Here is a 20092-nt window from a genome sequence, read left to right as displayed (position 1 = left end):
GCCCCCGCCCCGGCCCGGCCCCCGCCCGCACGCATCAGCCGGACGTCCCCGTCCGCTCGCCCGGGGCCGCCGGGGCGTCGCGCAGCAGGCAGGTCAGGCGGGCCGTGCAGACCCGCTCGCCGTCCTCGTCGCTGACGACGATCTCGTACGTGGCCGTCGAGCGCCCCCGGTGCAGCGGGGTGGCGACACCGGTCACCAGCCCGGACCGCACACCCCGGTGGTGGGTGCAGTTCAGGTCGACGCCCACGGCGATCTTGGAGCTGCCCGCGTGCAGCATGGAGCCGACCGACCCGAGCGTCTCCGCCAGCACGGCGGACGCACCGCCGTGCAGCAGGCCGTACGGCTGGGTGTTGCCCTCCACGGGCATCGTGCCGACGACCCGGTCCGCGGAGGCCTCCACGATCCGCACGCCCATCCGCGTGCCCAGATGTCCCGCGGAGAACATCGCCACCAGGTCGATGCCGAGGGCCGCGTACTCGTCGATGACCTCTTGCGGGAACTTCGCGTGGTGCTGCTCGCCCATGGGGCTCCGTCCGTCCTCGATCGAAAGTGCCGCCGGCGGGGTCGGGTGCCGGCACCTGAGCAAACGCTCAGTCGGTCGACGATTGTTCCAGACGGATCACGACGGACTTGCTGGCCGGGGTGTTGCTGGTGTCGGCGGTGGCGTCCAGCGGCACCAGGACGTTGGTCTCCGGGTAGTAGGCGGCCGCGCAGCCGCGGGCGGTCGGATAGTGCACCACCCGGAAGCCGTCGGCCCGGCGCTCCACGCCGTCCCGCCACTCGCTCACCAGGTCCACGTACGAGCCGTCCGCGAGCTTCAGCGCGCGCGCGTCCTCGGGGTTGACCAGGACGACCCGGCGGCCGTTCCTGATCCCCCGGTAGCGGTCGTCCAGGCCGTAGATGGTGGTGTTGTACTGGTCGTGCGAGCGCAGCGTCTGCAGCAGGAGGCGGCCCTCGGGCAGCCGCGGGTACTCGACGGGCGCGGCCGTGAAGTTGGCCTTGCCGGTGGCGGTGGGGAAGCGCCGCTCGTCGCGCGGGGCGTGCGGGAGGGCGAAGCCGGCGGGGTCGGCCACGCGCGCGTTGAAGTCCTCGAAACCGGGGACCACGCGCGCGATGCGGTCGCGGATCGTCGCGTAGTCCTTCTCGAACTCCTCCCACGGCGTACGGCTGTCCTCGCCGAGCACCCGGCGGGCCAGCCGGCACACGATGGCCGTCTCGGACAGCAGCTGCCCGCTCGCGGGCTCCAGCCGGCCGCGTGAGGCGTGCACCATGCCCATGGAGTCCTCCACGGTCACGAACTGCTCGCCGCCGCCCTGGAGGTCACGCTCGGTGCGGCCGAGGGTGGGCAGGATCAGGGCCCGCGCGCCCGTGACCGCGTGCGAGCGGTTCAGCTTCGTCGACACGTGCACGGTGAGCCGGGCGCGGCGCATGGCCGCCTCGGTGACCTCGGTGTCGGGGGAGGCCGACACGAAGTTGCCGCCCATGGCGAAGAAGACCTTCGCCTTGTCGTCGCGCATGGCCCTGATGGCCCGTACGACGTCGTAGCCGTGCTCGCGGGGCGGGGCGAAGCCGAACTCCCTCTCCAGGGCGTCCAGGAAGGCCGGGGCGGGCCGTTCGAAGATGCCCATCGTGCGGTCGCCCTGCACGTTGGAGTGGCCGCGCACCGGGCAGACGCCCGCGCCGGGGCGGCCGATGTTGCCGCGCAGCAGAAGGAAGTTGACCACCTCGCGGATGGTCGGCACCGAGTGCTTGTGCTGGGTGAGGCCCATGGCCCAGCAGACGATGGTCCGCTTCGAGGCGAGGACCATGCGCAGCGCCTCGTCGATCTTCTCGCGCGTGAGGCCGGTCGCGGTGAGCGTCTCGTCCCAGTCGGCGGCGCGGGCGGCCTCGGCGAACTCCTCGAAGCCGTGCGTGTGCCCGGTGACGAACTCCTCGTCGACCGCGCCCTCGGTCTCCAGGATCAGTTTGTTGAGGAGGCGGAACAGGGCCTGGTCGCCGCCGATGCGGATCTGCAGGAACAGGTCGGTGAGGGCGGCGCCCTTGAACATGCCCTGCGGGGTCTGCGGGTTCTTGAACCGCTCCAGGCCGGCCTCGGGCAGCGGGTTGACGGTGATGATCTTCGCGCCGTTGGCCTTGGCCTTCTCCAGCGCGGAGAGCATCCGGGGGTGGTTCGTCCCCGGGTTCTGCCCGGCGACGACGATCAGGTCGGCCTTGTAGAGGTCCTCCAGCAGGACGCTGCCCTTGCCGATGCCGATGGTCTCGGACAGCGCGGAGCCCGACGACTCGTGGCACATGTTGGAGCAGTCCGGCAGGTTGTTCGTGCCGAACTCGCGGGCAAAAAGCTGGTACAGGAACGCGGCCTCGTTGCTCGTGCGGCCCGAGGTGTAGAAGAGGGCCTCGTCGGGAGAGGCGAGTGCCTTCAGTTCCTCGGCGACGATGTCGAAGGCGCGCTCCCAGGTCACCGGCTCGTACCGGTCGCCGCCCTCGGGCAGGTACATGGGGTGGGTGAGCCGCCCCTGCTGGCCGAGCCAGTAACCACTGCGCGTGGCGAGGTCGGCCACGGTGTGGGCGGCGAAGAACTCGGGGGTGACCCGGCGCAGCGTCGCCTCCTCGGCGACGGCCTTGGCGCCGTTCTCGCAGAACTCGGCGGCGTGCCGGTGGTCCGGGTCCGGCCAGGCGCAGCCCGGGCAGTCGAAGCCGTCCTTCTGGTTGACCCGCAGCAGCGTCAGCGCGGTCCGCTTCACACCCATCTGCTGTTGCGCGATCCGCAACGTGTGCCCGATCGCCGGCAGGCCCGCCGCGGCATGCTTGGGCTCCGCGACCTGCGGCGCGTCCTGAACCGGATCACTCTTCGGCGCCTTGCCGGCCATGGCTGCTCCCCATTCGCATACACGTGCTGTTCAGGCGTGAGGCTACGCCTTCGATCCTCGCACGTGTCAGCGCCGGTGAACGGAGTGGTGGGGTGGCCGGCGGTGGGGGCGCGGATGAGGGGTGTCCAAGGTGTCCTCGGCGTAAGGGCGTACGGCTGCGAGCACGCGGCGCACTGGGTCGCCCCGCCCCCTCCTCTGCGGTGCCGAGGGCGGAGGGCCGGCCGCCGGTCCGGCAGGCGCAACCGGTCACATTCCCCCGTGCCGAACCGGTCGTCCTCGCCCGGAGCGGTCCCCCGTCACGTCCCTGGGGTCCGGCTGTCAGTGGTACGTGGCAGGATCGGGTTCGTGGCAGAGACTGGATCGAAGAAGACCGACAGCACCCCCGGCGGCAGCCGTCCGCGGCTGATGCTCATGGACGGGCACTCGCTGGCCTATCGCGCGTTCTTCGCGCTGCCCGCGGAGAACTTCACGACGGCGACGGGCCAGCCGACCAACGCGATCTACGGCTTCGCGTCGATGCTGGCGAACACGCTGCGCGACGAGGCCCCCACCCACTTCGCGGTCGCGTTCGACGTCTCCCGCAAGACCTGGCGCTCCGAGGAGTTCACCGAGTACAAGGCGAACCGCTCGAAGACCCCGGACGAGTTCAAGGGCCAGGTCGAGCTGCTGGGTGAGCTGCTCGACGCGATGCACGCCGTCCGCTTCGCCGTCGACGGCTTCGAGGCCGACGACATCATCGCCACCCTCGCCACCCAGGCCGAGGCGGAGGGCTTCGAGGTCCTCATCGTCACCGGTGACCGTGACTCCTTCCAGCTCGTCAGCGAGCACACCACCGTGCTCTACCCGACGAAGGGTGTCTCGGAGCTGACCCGGTTCACCCCGGAGAAGGTGTTCGAGAAGTACGGCCTCACCCCGGCCCAGTACCCGGACTTCGCGGCCCTGCGCGGTGACCCGTCGGACAACCTCCCCGGCATCCCCGGCGTCGGCGAGAAGACCGCCGCGAAGTGGATCAACCAGTTCGGTTCGTTCGCGGATCTCGTCGAGCGCGTGGAGGAGGTCAAGGGCAAGGCCGGGCAGAACCTCCGCGACCACCTGGAGGCCGTCAAGCTCAACCGCCGCCTCACCGAGATGGTGCGCACCGTCGAACTGCCCAAGGGCGTCGCCGACCTGGAGCGCGCCGCGTACGACCGCAAGGCCGTCGCGATGGTCCTGGACACCCTGGAGATCCGCAACCCGTCGCTGCGCGAGCGCCTGCTGGCCGTCGACCCGGGCGCCGAGGAGGCGGACGCCGGTCAGCCGGCCGCCCCCGGCGTCGAGGTGGACGGCACGGTCCTCGGCTCCGGCGAGGTGGCCCCCTGGCTCGCCGAGCACGGCACGGAGATCCTCGGCGTCGCCACGGTCGACACCTGGGCGCTCGGCGCGGGCTCGGTGGCGGAGATCGCGCTCGCCGCGGCCGGGGGAGCGGCCGCCTGGTTCGACCCGACCGAGCTGGACGAGGCGGACGAGACCGCGTGGGCGGCCTGGCTCGCCGACACCGCCAAGCCGAAGGTGTTCCACAACGCCAAGGCCGCGATGCGGGTCTTCGCCGAGCACGGCTGGACCGTCGAGGGCGTCGGCATGGACACCGCCCTCGCCGCGTACCTCGTCAAGCCGGGCCGCCGCTCCTTCGACCTGGACGCGCTCACCCTGGAGTACCTGGGCCGCGAGCTGGCCCCCGCCGCCACGGCCGACGGCCAGCTGGCCTTCGGGGCGGACGAGGGCGCCGAGGCCGACGCGCTGATGGTGCAGGCCCGCGCGATCCTCGACCTCGGCGTGGCGTTCGGCGAGCGTCTGGCGGAGGTCGGCGCGGCCGACCTCCTGCGGGACGTGGAGCTGCCCACCTCCGCGCTCCTGGCCCGGATGGAACGCCACGGCATCGCGGCGGACCGGGCCCACCTGGAGGCCATGGAGCAGATGTTCGCGGGCGCCGTGCAGCAGGCGGTGAAGGAGGCGCACGCGGCGGCGGGGCACGAGTTCAACCTGGGCTCGCCCAAGCAGCTCCAGGAAGTCCTCTTCGGCGAGCTCGGCCTGCCCAAGACCAAGCGGACGAAGACGGGCTACACCACGGACGCGGACGCCCTGGCCTGGCTCGCCGGCCAGACGGACAACGAACTGCCGGTGATCATGCTCCGCCACCGTGAGCAGGCGAAGCTGCGCGTCACGGTCGAGGGCCTGATCAAGACCGTCGCGGCGGACGGCCGCATCCACACCACGTTCAACCAGACGGTCGCCGCCACGGGCCGCCTGTCGTCCGTGGACCCGAACCTCCAGAACATCCCGGTCCGCACGGACGAGGGCCGGGCCATCCGGCGCGGCTTCGTCGTGGGCGAGGGCTTCGAGTCGCTGATGACGGCGGACTACAGCCAGATCGAACTGCGGGTGATGGCACACCTGTCCGAGGACGAAGGCCTGATCGAGGCGTTCACCTCCGGCGAGGACCTGCACACCACGGCGGCCGCGCAGGTCTTCGGTGTGGAGCAGTCGGCGGTGGACGCGGAGATGCGCCGCAAGATCAAGGCGATGTCGTACGGCCTGGCCTACGGGCTGTCCGCGTTCGGCCTCTCCCAGCAGCTGAACATCGAGGCGGGTGAGGCGCGTGCCCTGATCGACGCGTACTTCGAGCGCTTCGGCGGCGTACGGGACTATCTGCGCCGGGTCGTGGACGAGGCGCGGGCGACGGGCTACACGGCGACGCTGTTCGGGCGCCGGCGGTATCTGCCCGACCTCAACAGCGACAACCGGCAGCGTCGCGAGGCCGCCGAGCGGATGGCCCTCAACGCCCCGATCCAGGGCACCGCCGCCGACATCGTCAAGATCGCCATGCTGAACGTCGGCCGCGCCCTGGACGAGGCCGGTCTCGCCTCCCGCATGCTCCTCCAGGTCCACGACGAAATCGTCCTGGAGATCGCCCCCGGCGAACGCGACCGCGTCGAGCAGCTCCTGCGCCACGAGATGGCCGACGCGGTCCACCTGAGGGCCCCGCTGGACGTCTCGGTGGGCCACGGCCCGGACTGGGAGTCGGCGGCCCACTAGCCGACCACGGCCGGGCTGCGCCCCTGGCAGGCAAGGGGCGCAGCCCCTGCCTTCCAGGGGGCGCGGGGGGACTGCGCGACAAGCCCCCACCGGCCCCGCACCCGTCGACGGAACCGCGCCGATGGGCCCGCACCCGCCGACAGAACCCCCATGGCCCCGCACCCGCCGATGGAACCCGCCCCCGAGAACCGTCCCGGTGATCACCCATCCGGCCCACACCAGGAGGCCCCCGGCAGCGCCCAGCCGTAAGGATGCCCGCATGGGCATACGCACGCTCCGCCGCCGTACAGCGACAGCTGCCACCCGCCTGTCAGGGGTGCGAACCCGCCTCACCCGGGCCCCCTGGGCCCGCCCACGCGTCCGGCGGCCGCACAGCCTCTACCCCTGGCCGCTGACCCACCCCCTGGCGGCCCTCCTCGGGCACGTCCCCCCGTACGCCGCCCGCGCCGCCAGGCCCCGCTTCCCCAGCGGCACCCCGGCCCGGCGTCCGGCGGTCAGCGGCGGACCGAGCTGTCCGCCTCCGCGTCCACCGCGGGCGCCGCAGCGGCGGGAGCCGGGCGCCGCGCCCTGACGCCGACGCCGTAGAGGAGCACGCCGACCACGAGCCCGGCGCCCGCTCCGAAGCACACGGTCGGGATCACCTCGTACGGCTTGGCGACCGACCCCCAGTGCGCCCACCAGCGGGCCACCCGCTGCACGGCCGCGACCAGCGCGCAGCCCCCGATGACGGCGCCCGCCACCCACCGGTCGGCCGCGGAGAGCACGGGCACGCCCACGGGTTCGACCACGGGCTGCCGGCGCAGGGCCACCACGACGAAGACGGCGATCACGACCGCCGCGACGGCGGAGCCGCCGTACTGGAGGTACCAGTAGAGCGGCGAGCCCGCGATCTCCTCGCCGAGGACGGGCAGCAGCCGCATCCCCCACCGGTCGAGATGGGTGAAGGCGTCCCACACGACATGGGTCAGCGAGCCGAGGGCGGCGCAGACGTACCACCACAGGGCCAGCGAGAGGCTGAACGGCCGCGTTCCCGCCCCGCAGCGCACCAGCGCGGCCACCCGCCCCTGCCGTCCCCTCGGCAGCAGGGCGACCAGCGGCTCGCGGAGCAGCAGCCACAGTCCGACCAGCGCCCAGGTGACGAGGACGTCGACGGTGAACACCCCGGCGAAGGAGTGCGTGACGTCGCCGAACTCCATGGCCTCCGGCAGCACGCTCGCCACGTAGTAGGTCATGTCGGGCGCGAGCGAACCGGCGACGAGGACCGACGGCACCAGGGGCCCGCGCCCGGTCCCGTTCGCCCGCAGGGCGGGCAGCACGGCGGCCGCGTGGCTGAGCGTGAAGGGCAAGTCGTCCCCCTGTGACGGACTTTGGCCGGACGTGTCGGCCCGGCGATGACCGGTGGCCAGTATGCGTGACCTGTCCCCGCCTGTCCGAAGGGCGCTCGCGTGACAGTGAATCGATATGGCCAATCGGTGAATATCGGGCGCGAACGGGTGTCCGGGCGGCGGGAGTTGTCGTAGGGTCGCCTGGGTCGTCGCCCCGTTCGGTGGGTTGGCCGCCGGAGTTCTGGAAAAGGAATGCCGGGACAGGGCAACCAAGACCGGAACTCCGGAGTCGGTGTACCTGTGCGGGAAAGCCGGTTCGCCGAAACCGGAAAAACGCCCGAGACGTCAAGAAGCGGTAATACACGGCAGTAAGCGAAATGAACGTTGACGCGTTCGACCACCGGGGAGGGGTTCGCTCAATGGCGGCGCAGTTCGGTTTGAGGCTCCGCAAGGGGGCGGCCACGACCGCCCTGGCCGCGGCCACGGTGGCGGCGCTCGCCGCCTCCCAGGCCCCGGGCGTGACCACCGACGGTGCGGGCAGACAGACCGCGGGCTCGCCCTCGCCGGAGATGAGCACACAGGCCGACGAGACCGCTTCGGGCAACTCGCGGTACTACACGGACCTGCCGTCGCTCGACAGCCCCACCCCGACCACGGGTCCGGACGGCGGCCCGGGCACGACCGGCGCCTCCGAGAGCGGCATACCCGCGACCGTCCTCGACGCGTACAAGAAGGCCGAGGCCTCCCTGCGCGAGTCCAAGCCCGGCTGCAACCTGCCCTGGCAACTCCTCGCCGCCATCGGCAAGGTGGAGTCCGGCCAGGCCAGTGGCGGCCGTGTCGACGCCGAGGGCACGACGATCGGCAAGATCCTCGGCCCCCAGCTCAACGGCAACGGCTTCGCGAACATCAGCGACACCGACAACGGCGCGTACGACGACGACAGCAAGCACGACCGGGCGGTCGGCCCCATGCAGTTCATCCCGTCCACCTGGGAGTGGGCGGGCCGCGACGGCAACGGCGACGGCGCCAAGGACCCCAACAACGTCTACGACGCCGCCCTCGCCGCCGGCCACTACCTGTGCCGCTTCGACTGGGACCTGTCGAACGACGCGAACCTGCGCAGCGCGATCCTCAGCTACAACAACTCGACGGAGTACTACAACACCGTCATGTCGTGGCTGGCGCACTACCGCAAGGGCACCCACGAGATCCCGGACGGCACCGGCTCCCTGCCCCAGACGCCGAGCGGCCCCGGCAACAACACCGGCACCGGCGGCAACACGGGCACGGGGACCGGCAACAACACCGGCAACGGCAACGGTGGCTCCACGCCGAAGCCCAGGCCCACGCCGCCGAAGACGCCCGAGCCGAACCCGAGCGAGCCGGGCAGCGGCACCACCCCGCCCCCGCCCACCACCAACCCGCCCAAGCCGCCGGGGACGCCCACCGACTCGGTGCACCACCTGGAGAACGCGGGCGCGGCGAGCCTCACCGCGATGGCCGGCGACACCTTCACCGGCAAGCTCGCCGCCCGCACGGAGACCAAGGCGGGCAAGGCCGTGGCGAAGGTGCGGGTCCGCTTCACCGTCGTCGGCGGCACGGACACCACCTTCACCGGCGGCGAGAAGGTCGCGACCGTCCTCACCGACAGCACGGGCAAGGCCACCGCGCCCGCGCTCGTGGCCGGTGAGAAGACCGGCGACCTCACGATCCGCACCACCGTCGTGGGCCGCACCGTGGCCGCCCTGGACCACAAGGCGACCGTCACCGCCCGCCGGGCCGACGCCCTCACCCGCGTCGGCACCACCGCGCTGACCTGTGTCGCGGGCGGCGAGTTCGCGGAGCGGATCGAGGTGAAGGCCACCTACCGGGGCGAGATCGCGGACAAGGTCGCCGCCACGGCCACCCTCGTGACCTCGCTCCTCGACGCCACCGAGAACGACAAGGGCCCCTACTTCGAGGGTGCGGACGGCAAGCCCGTGCGCACCTTCGCCCTGGAGACCGACGCGGGCGGCGTCCTCAAGCTCCCGAAGCTGTACGCGGACGACACCACCGGCACGTTCCTGCTCCGCATCCAGACCGAGGGCGGCGCGACCCTCACCCTCGAACTGAAGGTGGAGGCGCCCGCCGCCACGGCCGAGCCGACCGGATCGGACGTGCCCGCGACACCGAGCGCCGACGCGTCCTGACCGGCACCCACCGCGCCTACGGCCACGGCGGCGTCCCTCTCCCGAGGGGCGCCGCCGTCGTCGTTGTGTGCGACGTGTTCTCATCTCGCCCGGCCGTTGCTACCGTGCCGGATCTGACGAACTATCAGTTTCCGTCATGAGGCCCGTAGTCGGGAGGTCCGTATGCGCGCCCTGATCGCCGCCGCGACCGGTCTGGCCCTCGCCTTCGCCCTGGTGTTCACGATCACTGTGCTCGGCTCACCGACGGGCGAGACCTCACCGAAGCCGTTGCTGACGACGGTCCCCGCACATCCGTAGCCGCACCGGCCGAGGGTGGCCGCACGCCCACACAACCGTCCGGGAGGGAGACCGAGATGCGCCGTAGGGCCGGCCTGATCCTGCTCACGCTCGCCGTGTTCTTCACCGCCCTGTCCCCACTGGTGCGCTGGTACGCCTTCCCGCACCTGGCCAAGATCCCGGCGAACCAGTACCAGGACATGGTCCTGGAGGCGAAGGACGCCACCCTCCTCGACTACGCCACGATGACCGCCCGCACGGTCCCGAAGGTCACCATCGTGCAGACCCTCAAGGGCGACGTGGAGGCGTCCGAGGCCATCGAGAAGAACACCGGCCGGGACGTCGTCGTCTGGGACGGCCTGTCCTACGTCCAGGGCCCGGACGGGGAGATGGTCTCCCGGATCCCCGAGCGCTACATCTTCGACGCCCACACCCAGGAACCCGTGCACGCCAAGGGCGAGATGGTCGACGGCGACCCCGTGGAACGGGAGGGTCTGGAATTCAAGTGGCCCTTCCTCACGGAGAAGAGGGACTACGAGTACTTCGACGCCCAGGCCCGGATCACCGCCCCCATCCACTACAAGGGCACCCAGGACTTCCGGGGCGTCGAGGTCTACTACTTCGAGCAGACCATCCCCTGGACCGAGGTGCCCTTCCCACGCGTCATGCCCGTGGAGGGCATCACCCGCGAGACGGTCGCCGGGACGGGCACGACCCGCTGGTACACCACGGTCCGCAAGTTCTGGGTCGAACCCGTGACCGGCGCCCCCGTCTACGGCGAGGAGATCCACAAGGAGGAACTCCGCGGCGGCACCCTCCTGGGCGACCGCGAGAAGGTGACCGCCTTCGCCGGGCACGTGAAGATGCGCGAGGACTACATCGAACACACCGTCGACCTGGTGAAGTCCCAGCGCCTGCTCGTCCTGCTCATGACGTCCTACCTGCCCTGGGGCTTCCTCGCCCTCGGCATCGGGCTCCTCGCCCTCTCCCTGTGGGTCGAGGCCCGCGGCCGGCGGCCCGGCGCGGCCGCGTCCAGCAGGCCTCCGGCGTCCGAGCCGGTCAACGCCTGAGCCGCGCGTTGGTGAACCGGGTGGGCTCGGCCGTCGCCGGGTCCTCCGGCCACGGATGTCTGGGATAGCGGCCCCGCAACTCCGCCCGCACGGCCCGGTACCCGTCCTTCCAGAAGGAGGCGAGATCGGCGGTGACGGCGGCGGGCCGCCCGGCGGGGGACAGCAGATGCACCAGCACGGGCACCCCGGCCAGCACGGGCGACTCCCGCAGCCCGAACATCTCCTGCAGCTTCACCGCCAGCACCGGCTGCTCGGGCCGCGCGTAGTCGACCCGGATCCGGGACCCGCTCGGCACCTCGATCCGCTCGGGCGCCAGCTCCTCCAGCCGTACCGCGTCCCCCGTGGCCCACGGCAGCAACCGCTTCAGCGCCTCCCCGGCGTCGATCCGCCCGAGGTCCGCCCGCCGCCGGGCCCGCCCCAGCTCGGGCTCCAGCCACTCCTCCACGCGCGCGTGGAGGACGTCGTCGCAGACATCCGGCCAGGGCGCGCCGAGCCGCCCGTGCAGAAAGGCCAGCCGCTCCCGCAACCGGGTGCCGTCCTGCGACCACCGCAGCAGCCCGAACCCCTCGGCCCGCAGCCCCTCCAACAACGCCTCCCGTACGAGCCCGGGCGCCGCCTCCCGCAACGGCCGCACCGCCAGCTCCACGGCCCCCAGCCGCTCCACCTTCCGGGCGACGACGTCCCCGTCGCGCCATGCCACCTCCTCGCCCCGGCCGTACAGACTTCCGGCCGCCTCCCGGGCGATCTGTTCGTCGACGGCCGCCCCGAGCCGCACGCGCGCGTGCCCCGCGCCCGCCGCCCGGTCGGCGACGGCCACGGCGATCCAGGGCGCCCCGCGCAACCCGGACCCCTCGCCCACCTCGGCCCGGGTCCCGGAGACCATCAGATAGCCGCCCCTGTCCTCCCGCGCCACCCGTTCCGGAAACGCCAGAGCCGCCACGACCCCCACTCCCCGTTCCTCCCCGGCACCGGCGCCCCACGTCGCGGACGCCCGCTTCGACGCGGGCTTCGACGCGGGCTTCGACGCGGGCTTCGACGCGGGCTTCGACGCGGGCTTCGACGCGGGCTTCGACGCGGTGCGCAGCCGCCGCACCTCCGTGCGCCAGCGCGCCGCGTAGGCGTCACCCCCGCGCCGGGCGGTCCGCAGCGCGGCGGTGAGATCGTCGCCGTACTCCCGCGGGGGCTCCTCGCTCAGCAGCGCCACGACCTCGGCGGCCCGCTCCGCCCCCACCAGCGGCGTCGCGTCCAGGAGCGCACGGGCCAGCCGGGGGTGCAGGCCGAGCCGGGCCATGCGTGCGCCCCGGTCCGTGGCGTGCCCGGTGGGGGAGACCGCGCCGATCGCGGAGAGGACGTCGCGGGCAGCCGCCATCGCCCCGCTCGGAGGCGGGTCCAGGAGCGCGAGCCCGGAGGCGTCCGGATCGCCCCAGCAGGCCGCCTGGAGGGCGAACGCGGTCAGGTCGGCCACCTTGATCTCCGGCGACGGGAAACCCGGCAGGCGGCCGTCCTCGGCCTCGGTCCAGCACCGGTAGACCGCGCCGGGGGCCTCACGCCCGGCCCGTCCGGCCCGCTGTCGTCCGGCCGCCCGCGAGGCCCGCACCGTCGTCAGCGTGCCGATCCCGCGCGCGTGGTCGACACGCGGCTCCCGCGCGAGCCCGGAGTCGACGACCACCCGCACCCCGGGCACCGTCAGCGAGGACTCGGCCACCGAGGTCGCGAGGACCACCCGGCGCCCCTCCCCGCCCGTCAGCACCGCGTCCTGCACGGCCGCCGGCGCCCGCCCGTGCACCTGGAGCACCTCCACGTCACCGAGACCCGCCAACTGCCCGGCGACCCGCGCGATCTCACCCACCCCCGGCAGGAAACAGAGCACGTCCCCCGCCCGCTCGGCCAGCGCCCGCCGCACCACCGACGCCACATGCGTCAGCGCCGCCGGGTCCACCCGCATCCCGTGCGGCGGCCGCACCGGACGCGGCGGCGGCGCCCACACCACCTCGACCGGGTACGAGACGCCCTGCGCCGCGACCACCGGCGCCCCGCCCAGCAGCCGTGCCCAGCCCTGCGCGTCCGTCGTCGCCGACGCGGCCACCAGCCGCAGCCCGGGCCGCAGCGCCTCGCGCACGTCCAGCAGGAACGCCGCCGCCGTGTCCGCGTCCAGATGCCGCTCATGGCACTCGTCGAGCACCACGACGTCCACGCCCGGCAGCTCCTGGTCCCGCTGCAGCCGTTGCAGCAGGACACCCGTCGTGACGACCTCCACGCGCGCGCGTGGCCCGACGACCCGCTCGCCGCGCACGGTGTAGCCGACGCTCGCGCCGACCTTCTCGCCCAGCAGCCACGCCATCCGCCGCGCCGCCGCCCGCGCCGCGATCCGCCGCGGCTCGGCGACGACCACCCGCCGTACCGGGCCGCCGTCCAGCAGCCCCGCCAGGGCCAGGGGCACCAGCGTCGTCTTGCCGGTCCCGGGCGGCGCGACGAGGACGGCCGCGCCGTGCCCCTCCAGAGCGTCGTCCAGCGCGGGCAGGGCGGTGCGCACGGGCAGTGCGTCCAGGGCGTCGTAACGGATCACGCCCCCAGTGTCGTACGCCCCCGGAGACGCCCTCCACGCGCGCGTGCCTCTTTCCCGCTCGCACGCGCGGGAAGAGGTACGCGGAACCCGCCGGACCCGCTCCCGCTCAGTCCCGCTCGCACACGAAGATCGCCGACCCCGGGATCAGGTTGCCGCGCAGCGGGGACCAGCCGCCCCACTCGGAGGTGTTCCAGGCGGGCCACTGCGGCTCGACGAGGTCCACCAGCCGGAAGTCCGCCGCCACGACGTCCCGGACGCGGTCGCCGATCGTGCGGTGGTGCTCGACGTACACGGCCCGGCCCTCCTCGTCCTGTTCCACGTACGGAGTGCGGTCGAAGTAGGAGCCGGAGACGGACAGGCCCTCCGGGCCGGGCTCGTCGGGGAACGCCCAGCGGATCGGATGGGTCACCGAGAAGACGAAACGGCCGCCGGGACGCAGGACGCGACGGACCTCCCGCAGCACCCGCACGGGGTCCGCGACGAAGGGCAGCGCCCCGTACGCCGAGCACGCCAGGTCGAAGGAGCCGTCCGCGAAGGGCAGGTCGCCGGCGTCGGCGCACACCAGCGGGAACGATCCGCCGATGCGCAGGGCGTGCTGGAGCTGGCGGTGGGAGATGTCCAGGGCCACCGGACGGGCGCCCTGGGCGGCCAGCCAGCGCGCGCACTGCGCGGCGCCGGCCCCGATCTCCAGGACGTCCTTGCCCTTCAGCTCCTCGGACGGTCCCAGCAGCTCCGCCTCCACCTCGTCGAGCCCTTCCGGACCCCACACGAAACGGTCGTCGCCGAGGAAGGTGCCGTGCTCGATCTGGTACTCGTCGGCGTTGCGGTCCCACCAGCCCCGGTTGGCCCGGGAACTCTCCGTCGCACCGGCCTCGCGCCGGGTGGCCTCCGCTTCGTCGGCCTCCGGCGCGCCGTGGGCCCCGTGGGCCCCGCGTACCTCGTCGGGCTCGTGGACTTCAGGCTCTTGGATGATCGGCTCCCTCGTCGTACTCTTCCGTAACCCGCGTGGCGCGACCCGCCCCGGTGGTGTCACGAATGGGGTCTGCCATGGCCCGCGTGGCCTCACGGGACAGGTTTTGTGCCGGGTATGCGGCGTTCCGCCCCGGGTGTGCGCCTTCGCGCATTGACCCTGCCTGGCTGCCCCCGTATGCTACAAGTTGCGCTGCGGGCCTGCGCACCTCAGACGTAGCAGGCTGCGCTCGCATCTGTCGTATGTCCCCTCGGTTGTCGAGGCGCCACCGGATTTCTCAAGTGGCGCTTCCTAGGCTGTCCGGCTTCTTCAGAGCGATACGGGCTCCCGGCGTAGCAGTACCTACGACTCACTGTCCGTACCGGAGCCCTTTCCCACATGACGAGCAGCACCGAGACCACCTCTACCACCCCGCAGGTAGCGGTCAACGACATCGGTAACGAGGAAGCCTTCCTCGCCGCGATCGACGAGACGATCAAGTACTTCAACGACGGCGACATCGTCGACGGCGTCATCGTGAAGGTCGACCGGGACGAGGTCCTGCTCGACATCGGTTACAAGACCGAAGGTGTCATCCCGAGCCGCGAGCTCTCGATCAAGCACGACGTCGACCCGAACGAGGTCGTCAAGGTCGGCGACGAGATCGAAGCCCTTGTTCTCCAGAAGGAGGACAAGGAAGGCCGCCTGATCCTCTCGAAGAAGCGCGCCCAGTACGAGCGCGCCTGGGGCACCATCGAGAAGATCAAGGAAGAGGACGGCATCGTCACCGGCACCGTCATCGAGGTCGTCAAGGGTGGTCTCATCCTCGACATCGGCCTCCGTGGCTTCCTGCCGGCCTCCCTCGTCGAGATGCGCCGTGTCCGCGACCTCCAGCCCTACGTGGGCAAGGAGCTCGAGGCGAAGATCATCGAGCTGGACAAGAACCGCAACAACGTGGTCCTGTCCCGCCGTGCCTGGCTGGAGCAGACCCAGTCCGAGGTCCGTCAGACGTTCCTCACGACCCTCCAGAAGGGTCAGGTCCGCTCCGGCGTGGTCTCCTCGATCGTCAACTTCGGTGCCTTCGTGGACCTGGGTGGCGTCGACGGTCTGGTCCACGTCTCCGAGCTGTCCTGGAAGCACATCGACCACCCCTCCGAGGTCGTCGAGGTCGGCCAGGAGGTCACGGTCGAGGTCCTCGACGTCGACATGGACCGCGAGCGCGTCTCCCTGTCGCTGAAGGCGACCCAGGAAGACCCGTGGCAGCAGTTCGCCCGCACCCACCAGATCGGCCAGGTCGTGCCCGGCAAGGTCACGAAGCTGGTTCCGTTCGGTGCGTTCGTCCGCGTGGACGAGGGCATCGAGGGTCTGGTCCACATCTCCGAGCTGGCCGAGCGCCACGTGGAGATCCCGGAGCAGGTCGTCCAGGTCAACGACGAGATCTTCGTCAAGGTCATCGACATCGACCTCGAGCGCCGTCGCATCAGCCTCTCGCTGAAGCAGGCCAACGAGTCCTTCGGCTCCGACCCGGCCTCGGTCGAGTTCGACCCGACGCTCTACGGCATGGCCGCGTCGTACGACGACCAGGGCAACTACATCTACCCCGAGGGCTTCGACCCCGAGACCAACGACTGGCTCGAGGGCTTCGAGTCCCAGCGTGAGGTGTGGGAGGGCCAGTACGCCGAGGCGCAGCAGCGCTTCGAGCAGCACCAGGCCCAGGTCATCAAGTCCCGCGAGGCCGACGAGGCCGCTGCCGCCGAGGGCGGCGACACCGCGGGTGCGGCTCCGGCCGCGGGTGGTGGCTCGTACTCCTCCGAGGGTGCGGACACCTCCGGTGCCCTCGCTTCGGACGAGGCCCTGGCCGCCCTGCGCGAGAAGCTGGCCGGAGGCCAGAGCTGAACGCGGACGGCTGAGCACTAGCCGATAACACCTCGGGCCCGCATCCACCAGGATGCGGGCCCGAGGTGCGTCCGGGGGTGTATGTGCGCCGCCCCGTCCGGGAGTTGCCCGCCCCGACACCGCGACGGGTGCCCGGGACGCGGAGCCGACGGCCGGGGAGCGAGCCCCGTTGCCGGGGCATGGCGCGGATGCTCAACTCCGGGGCGCGGGCGTGAGGGTGCTCCACGCGCGCGTGCCACGGCCGTGGCGGCGCGCCCCGCACACGTGGAACGGTCGGCGGGAATGCCCCGCCACCGATCCGCGTTGGGGAGTAGGAACACGAGGAGGAGCGGTCACAGTGCTTGATCCGCAGGATTTGTACGCATGGGAGCCGAAGGGCCTGGCCGTCGTCGACATGGCACTCGCCCAGGAATCGGCGGGACTCGTCATGCTCTACCACTTCGACGGATATATCGACGCGGGTGAGACGGGCGACCAGATCGTCGAACGGCTCCTCGGCTCGGCTCCTCACCAGGTGGTGGCGCGCTTCGACCACGACCGGCTCGTGGACTACCGGGCCCGCCGCCCGCTGCTGACGTTCAAGCGCGACCGCTGGACCGAGTACGAGGAGCCCGCCCTGGAGGTGCGGCTCGTCCAGGACGCCACCGGGGCCCCCTTCCTGCTGCTGTCCGGGCCCGAGCCCGACGTGGAGTGGGAGCGTTTCGCGGCCGCCGTCCAGCAGATCGTGGAGCGCCTCGGCGTACGCCTCTCGGTGAACTTCCACGGCATCCCCATGGGCGTGCCGCACACCCGCCCGGTCGGCCTCACCCCGCACGGCAACCGGGCGGAGCTGGTCCCCGGCCACCGCAGCCCCTTCGAGGAGGCCCAGGTGCCCGGCAGCGCCGAGGCCCTCGTCGAGTACCGCCTCATGGAGGCCGGGCACGACGTGCTGGGTGTCGCCGCGCACGTACCGCACTACATCGCCCGCTCGCCCTACCCGGACGCGGCCCTGACCGTCCTGGAGGCCGTCACGGCCGCCACCGGCCTGGTGCTGCCCTCGGTCGCCCACGCCCTGCGCACGGAGGCCCACCGCACGCAGACGGAGATCGACAGGCAGATCCGGGAGGGCGACGAGGAACTGGTCGCCCTCGTCCAGGGCCTGGAACACCAGTACGACGCGGCCGCGGGCGCCGAGACACGGGGCAACATGCTCGCCGAGCCCGTCGACATCCCCTCCGCCGACGAGATCGGGCGCGAGTTCGAGAAGTTCCTGGCCGAACGGGAGGGCGAGGGCTGAGCCCCGCTCCGCCCGCCCGCCGCGGCAGGGCCTAAGCTGCCGGGCATGCTGAAAGTGGGTCTCACCGGCGGTATCGGCGCCGGCAAGAGCGAGGTGTCGCGGCTGCTCGTGGAGCACGGCGCCGTGCTGATCGACGCGGACCGCATCGCGCGCGAGGTCGTCGCCCCGGGCACCGCCGGACTCGCGGCGGTCGTCGAGACCTTCGGCGAGGGCGTGCTCGCGCCGGACGGCGGCCTCGACCGGCCCAGGCTGGGCTCCCTCGTCTTCGCCGACCCCGAGAAGCTCGCCGCGCTGAACGCGATCGTGCACCCCCTGGTGGGCGCCCGCTCCAGAGAGCTGGAGGAGTCCGCCGCCGAGGACTCCGTCGTCGTCCACGACGTCCCCCTGCTCACCGAGAACGGCCTCGCCCCGCTGTACGACCTGGTCGTCGTCGTGGACGTGGCCCCCGAGACCCAGCTCGACCGTCTGCTGCGCCTGCGCGGCATGACGGAGGAGGACGCACGCGCGCGCATGGCCGCCCAGGCCACCCGCGAGAAGCGTCTGGAGATCGCGGACATCGTCATCGACAACGACGTACCGCTGGAGGACCTCCGGCAGCGGGTGCGGGAGGTCTGGGCGGATCTCACCCGGCGGGCCCACACGGCCCGGCAACGATCCGAACACACACTGGAATAGCCGGGTCCGTGGGCGCGTTGAACCCACGCAGCAAGGGAAGGACTCAGCCGTGCCCGAGACCAGCGGTTCCACCGGACGTACCCCGGAGACGCACGTCATCGACTTCCGCGCCGCCGAGCATCTGCTCGCCGCGCGCGATCCGCGGGGTGCGGTCAAGCTGCTCGACAAAGTCATAGCCGAGCACCCCGAGAACACGGCGGCCCGGCTGCTGCGCGCCCGCGCCTTCTTCGCGGCGGCCCAACTGCGGCCCGCCGAGCTGGAGTTCACCATCGTCCTGGAGCGCGAGCCGGACAACGCGTTCGCGCACTTCGCCCTTGCCCGCACCTATCAGCGCCAGTCCCGAGACGACGAGGCCAAGCGTCACTTCCGGCTCGCCGCGGCCCTCGACCCCAACCCGCAGTACCTGGAAGAGGCACGCTTCGACTCCTGACGGCCGCGCGCCCCGCACGCCCCCGCGCCCTCGGCAGCGCAGGCCTACGGGCGGGGCGTGTGCGGTGGTTCGTACGGCGGGACGTCCCGGCCGGGCTGGTAGTGCGGGCCCTGGCGGATGTGGCGCAGGACCATGGTCAGGTCGACGGTGACGATCAGCCACAACACCGCGCAGGCGGCTGCCCAGCCGGGGCGGCCGGCCAGAGCGAAGGCCGTCGTCCCGGCGATGGCCCAGATCAGCCCCCACACGCTCAGCCAGAGCCGCATCCGCAGGGGACTGCGCGCGGTCGTCGGTTCACTGCCGGTACGCATCGGATCGCCCCTCCGTTCCCTGTCGTCTCCTGCCTCGTCCTACTCGGAAACGTACTCCCCGCCCCGTACGTTCTCCAGGAGACCGATGCGGTGCTACGGGGGAGACGACGGTGTTGCTGGACGCGGTGCGGGCGGACGAGAGGCTCGCCGACTGGCTGAAGGACCTGGAGGAGGACGGGAGCCCCCCGGCGACACGGGCCCGGCTGCCGGAGGCCGACGAGCTGCCGGACGTGCTGGTGGACCTCGCCGTCCCCTACGAGGACATCAACGAACTCGTCGCGCTCCGCCGCACACTGGCCGCCGACGAGGGGGCGACCTGGCTGCTCGAACGGTGCGCCGATGGTCTCGTGCGCGACATGGGGAAGATCGGCAAGGGCCCGAGACTTCTGCCGCTGCCCCTGGAGTCGGGCCCGCTCGGCCGCTACTTCCACGTCTACGTCTTCGCCGCGGTCCTGCCGTACGTGCGCGCCCACCACCGCGAGCGCGCCATCCCCGACGACATCTCCCGGCGCACCCTCGCGGACCTCGGCCGCGGACTGGTGCTGCACCGCCGGCGGTACGGCGTGGGCGGGCTCGTCGCGCCGGGCTGGTACGCGCTGCACTTCCACGGGGAGCTGTTCCAGCTCGGCCGGCTGCAGTTCCAGCGCTCCCGCGTCAGCGGACGGGAGGGTGTCGCCCTGGCGGCGGCGGGCCTGCCGCTGGGGCCCGGGGAGCCCTGCCTCGACCTGCACATACCCGACTACGCGGGACCCCTGACACCCCAGGCGTGCGACCGTTCGCTGGCGTCCGCCCACGACTTCTTCGCCCGGCACTTCCCCCAGGAGCGCTATACGGCGGGCTGCTGCCACTCCTGGCTGCTGGATCCCCAGCTGAAGCGGTACCTGCCGGCGGACGCCAACATCGTCCGCTTCCAGGAGCGGTTCCGGGTCTCCTGCGGCACCGGCGAACCCGAGGACGACCTGCCGGTCCGCTTCGTCTTCGGGGACCCGGACCTGCCGGTGGAGACACTGCCCCGCCGCACGCGCCTCGAACGGGCCGTGGCCGATCACCTGCGCGCGGGCGGGCACTGGTACAGCGGGCACGGCTGGTTCGCCTGGTGAGACCCGAGCGGCCGGACGGGCACGACGACCGACGCGGTGCCCCCACATTCACCCCATCGGGTGATGAGTGACCGGAACGGCCCGTGT

At 72.3% G+C, this 20092-nt stretch carries 15 protein-coding genes; 9 read left to right on the top strand and 6 right to left on the bottom strand.

Features of this window, described 5'->3' with window-relative positions:
* Positions 1-34 precede the first annotated feature (34 nt).
* Both STRBO_RS0129140 and STRBO_RS0129135 read right to left on the bottom strand, forming a co-directional pair.
* A complete protein-coding gene (locus STRBO_RS0129140; RefSeq protein WP_005478053.1) occupies positions 35-523 on the bottom strand; it encodes a PaaI family thioesterase in 489 nt (162 codons plus the stop codon).
* 67 nt (positions 524-590) lie between these two features.
* Entirely contained in the window at positions 591-2870 is a 2280-nt protein-coding gene (locus tag STRBO_RS0129135) for an FdhF/YdeP family oxidoreductase (protein ID WP_005478051.1), read from the bottom strand.
* Positions 2871-3215: 345 nt separating this feature from the next.
* Here STRBO_RS0129135 and polA point away from each other — a divergent pair, with 345 nt between their 5' ends.
* On the top strand, positions 3216-5942 hold the full coding sequence (gene polA, locus STRBO_RS0129130; protein WP_020115231.1) for a DNA polymerase I: 2727 nt from the start codon (positions 3216-3218) through the stop codon (positions 5940-5942).
* Between the two features lie 494 nt (positions 5943-6436).
* On the opposite strand, the gene STRBO_RS0129125 is transcribed toward polA, so the two are convergent.
* On the bottom strand, positions 6437-7288 hold the full coding sequence (locus STRBO_RS0129125) for a DUF4184 family protein (RefSeq protein ID WP_020115230.1): 852 nt from the start codon (positions 7286-7288) through the stop codon (positions 6437-6439).
* 398 nt (positions 7289-7686) lie between these two features.
* On the opposite strand from STRBO_RS0129125, the gene STRBO_RS0129120 reads away from it, so the two are divergent.
* The 3 genes from STRBO_RS0129120 (at position 7687) to pgfA (ending at position 10802) form a co-directional block, all read left to right on the top strand.
* Positions 7687-9456 (top strand): lytic transglycosylase domain-containing protein, encoded by a 1770-nt coding sequence (locus STRBO_RS0129120; protein ID WP_005478044.1) that lies wholly within the window; start codon positions 7687-7689, stop codon positions 9454-9456.
* Between the two features lie 162 nt (positions 9457-9618).
* Entirely contained in the window at positions 9619-9753 is a 135-nt protein-coding gene (locus tag STRBO_RS43145; protein ID WP_005478043.1) for an SPW_0924 family protein, read from the top strand.
* A 56-nt stretch (positions 9754-9809) separates the two neighbouring features.
* On the top strand, positions 9810-10802 hold the full coding sequence (gene pgfA, locus STRBO_RS0129110; RefSeq protein WP_005478041.1) for a cell envelope lipid trafficking protein PgfA: 993 nt from the start codon (positions 9810-9812) through the stop codon (positions 10800-10802).
* Here the strand turns inward: pgfA and hrpB are convergent.
* A complete protein-coding gene (gene hrpB, locus STRBO_RS0129105) occupies positions 10792-13368 on the bottom strand; it encodes an ATP-dependent helicase HrpB (RefSeq protein ID WP_020115229.1) in 2577 nt (858 codons plus the stop codon). The genes pgfA and hrpB overlap by 11 nt on opposite strands.
* A gap of 106 nt (positions 13369-13474) precedes the next feature.
* Entirely contained in the window at positions 13475-14401 is a 927-nt protein-coding gene (locus STRBO_RS0129100; RefSeq protein ID WP_005478038.1) for a class I SAM-dependent methyltransferase, read from the bottom strand.
* 315 nt (positions 14402-14716) lie between these two features.
* On the opposite strand from STRBO_RS0129100, the gene rpsA reads away from it, so the two are divergent.
* The 4 genes from rpsA (at position 14717) to STRBO_RS0129080 (ending at position 18594) form a co-directional block, all read left to right on the top strand.
* Positions 14717-16213, top strand: a complete 1497-nt coding sequence (rpsA, locus tag STRBO_RS0129095) for a 30S ribosomal protein S1 (protein ID WP_005478037.1) — start codon at positions 14717-14719, stop codon at positions 16211-16213.
* A 337-nt stretch (positions 16214-16550) separates the two neighbouring features.
* Positions 16551-17489, top strand: a complete 939-nt coding sequence (locus STRBO_RS0129090; RefSeq protein ID WP_005478036.1) for a PAC2 family protein — start codon at positions 16551-16553, stop codon at positions 17487-17489.
* Between the two features lie 45 nt (positions 17490-17534).
* Positions 17535-18164 carry a dephospho-CoA kinase gene (gene coaE / locus STRBO_RS0129085; protein ID WP_005478035.1) on the top strand — a complete coding sequence of 210 codons (630 nt, stop codon included), beginning with the start codon at positions 17535-17537 and terminating at the stop codon, positions 18162-18164.
* A 49-nt stretch (positions 18165-18213) separates the two neighbouring features.
* Positions 18214-18594: a tetratricopeptide repeat protein gene (locus STRBO_RS0129080; protein ID WP_005478034.1), complete on the top strand. Its 381-nt coding sequence runs from the start codon at positions 18214-18216 to the stop codon at positions 18592-18594.
* Positions 18595-18638: 44 nt separating this feature from the next.
* On the opposite strand, the gene STRBO_RS0129075 is transcribed toward STRBO_RS0129080, so the two are convergent.
* Positions 18639-18905 carry a DUF6343 family protein gene (locus STRBO_RS0129075; RefSeq protein WP_020115226.1) on the bottom strand — a complete coding sequence of 89 codons (267 nt, stop codon included), beginning with the start codon at positions 18903-18905 and terminating at the stop codon, positions 18639-18641.
* A 110-nt stretch (positions 18906-19015) separates the two neighbouring features.
* On the opposite strand from STRBO_RS0129075, the gene STRBO_RS0129070 reads away from it, so the two are divergent.
* On the top strand, positions 19016-20005 hold the full coding sequence (locus tag STRBO_RS0129070; RefSeq protein WP_005478032.1) for an acyltransferase domain-containing protein: 990 nt from the start codon (positions 19016-19018) through the stop codon (positions 20003-20005).
* The last annotated feature ends 87 nt before the right edge of the window (positions 20006-20092 follow it).

Source organism: Streptomyces bottropensis ATCC 25435, from assembly GCF_000383595.1.
GTDB classification, from domain to species: domain Bacteria; phylum Actinomycetota; class Actinomycetes; order Streptomycetales; family Streptomycetaceae; genus Streptomyces; species Streptomyces bottropensis.
This window is presented reverse-complemented; position numbering and strand designations above follow the sequence as displayed.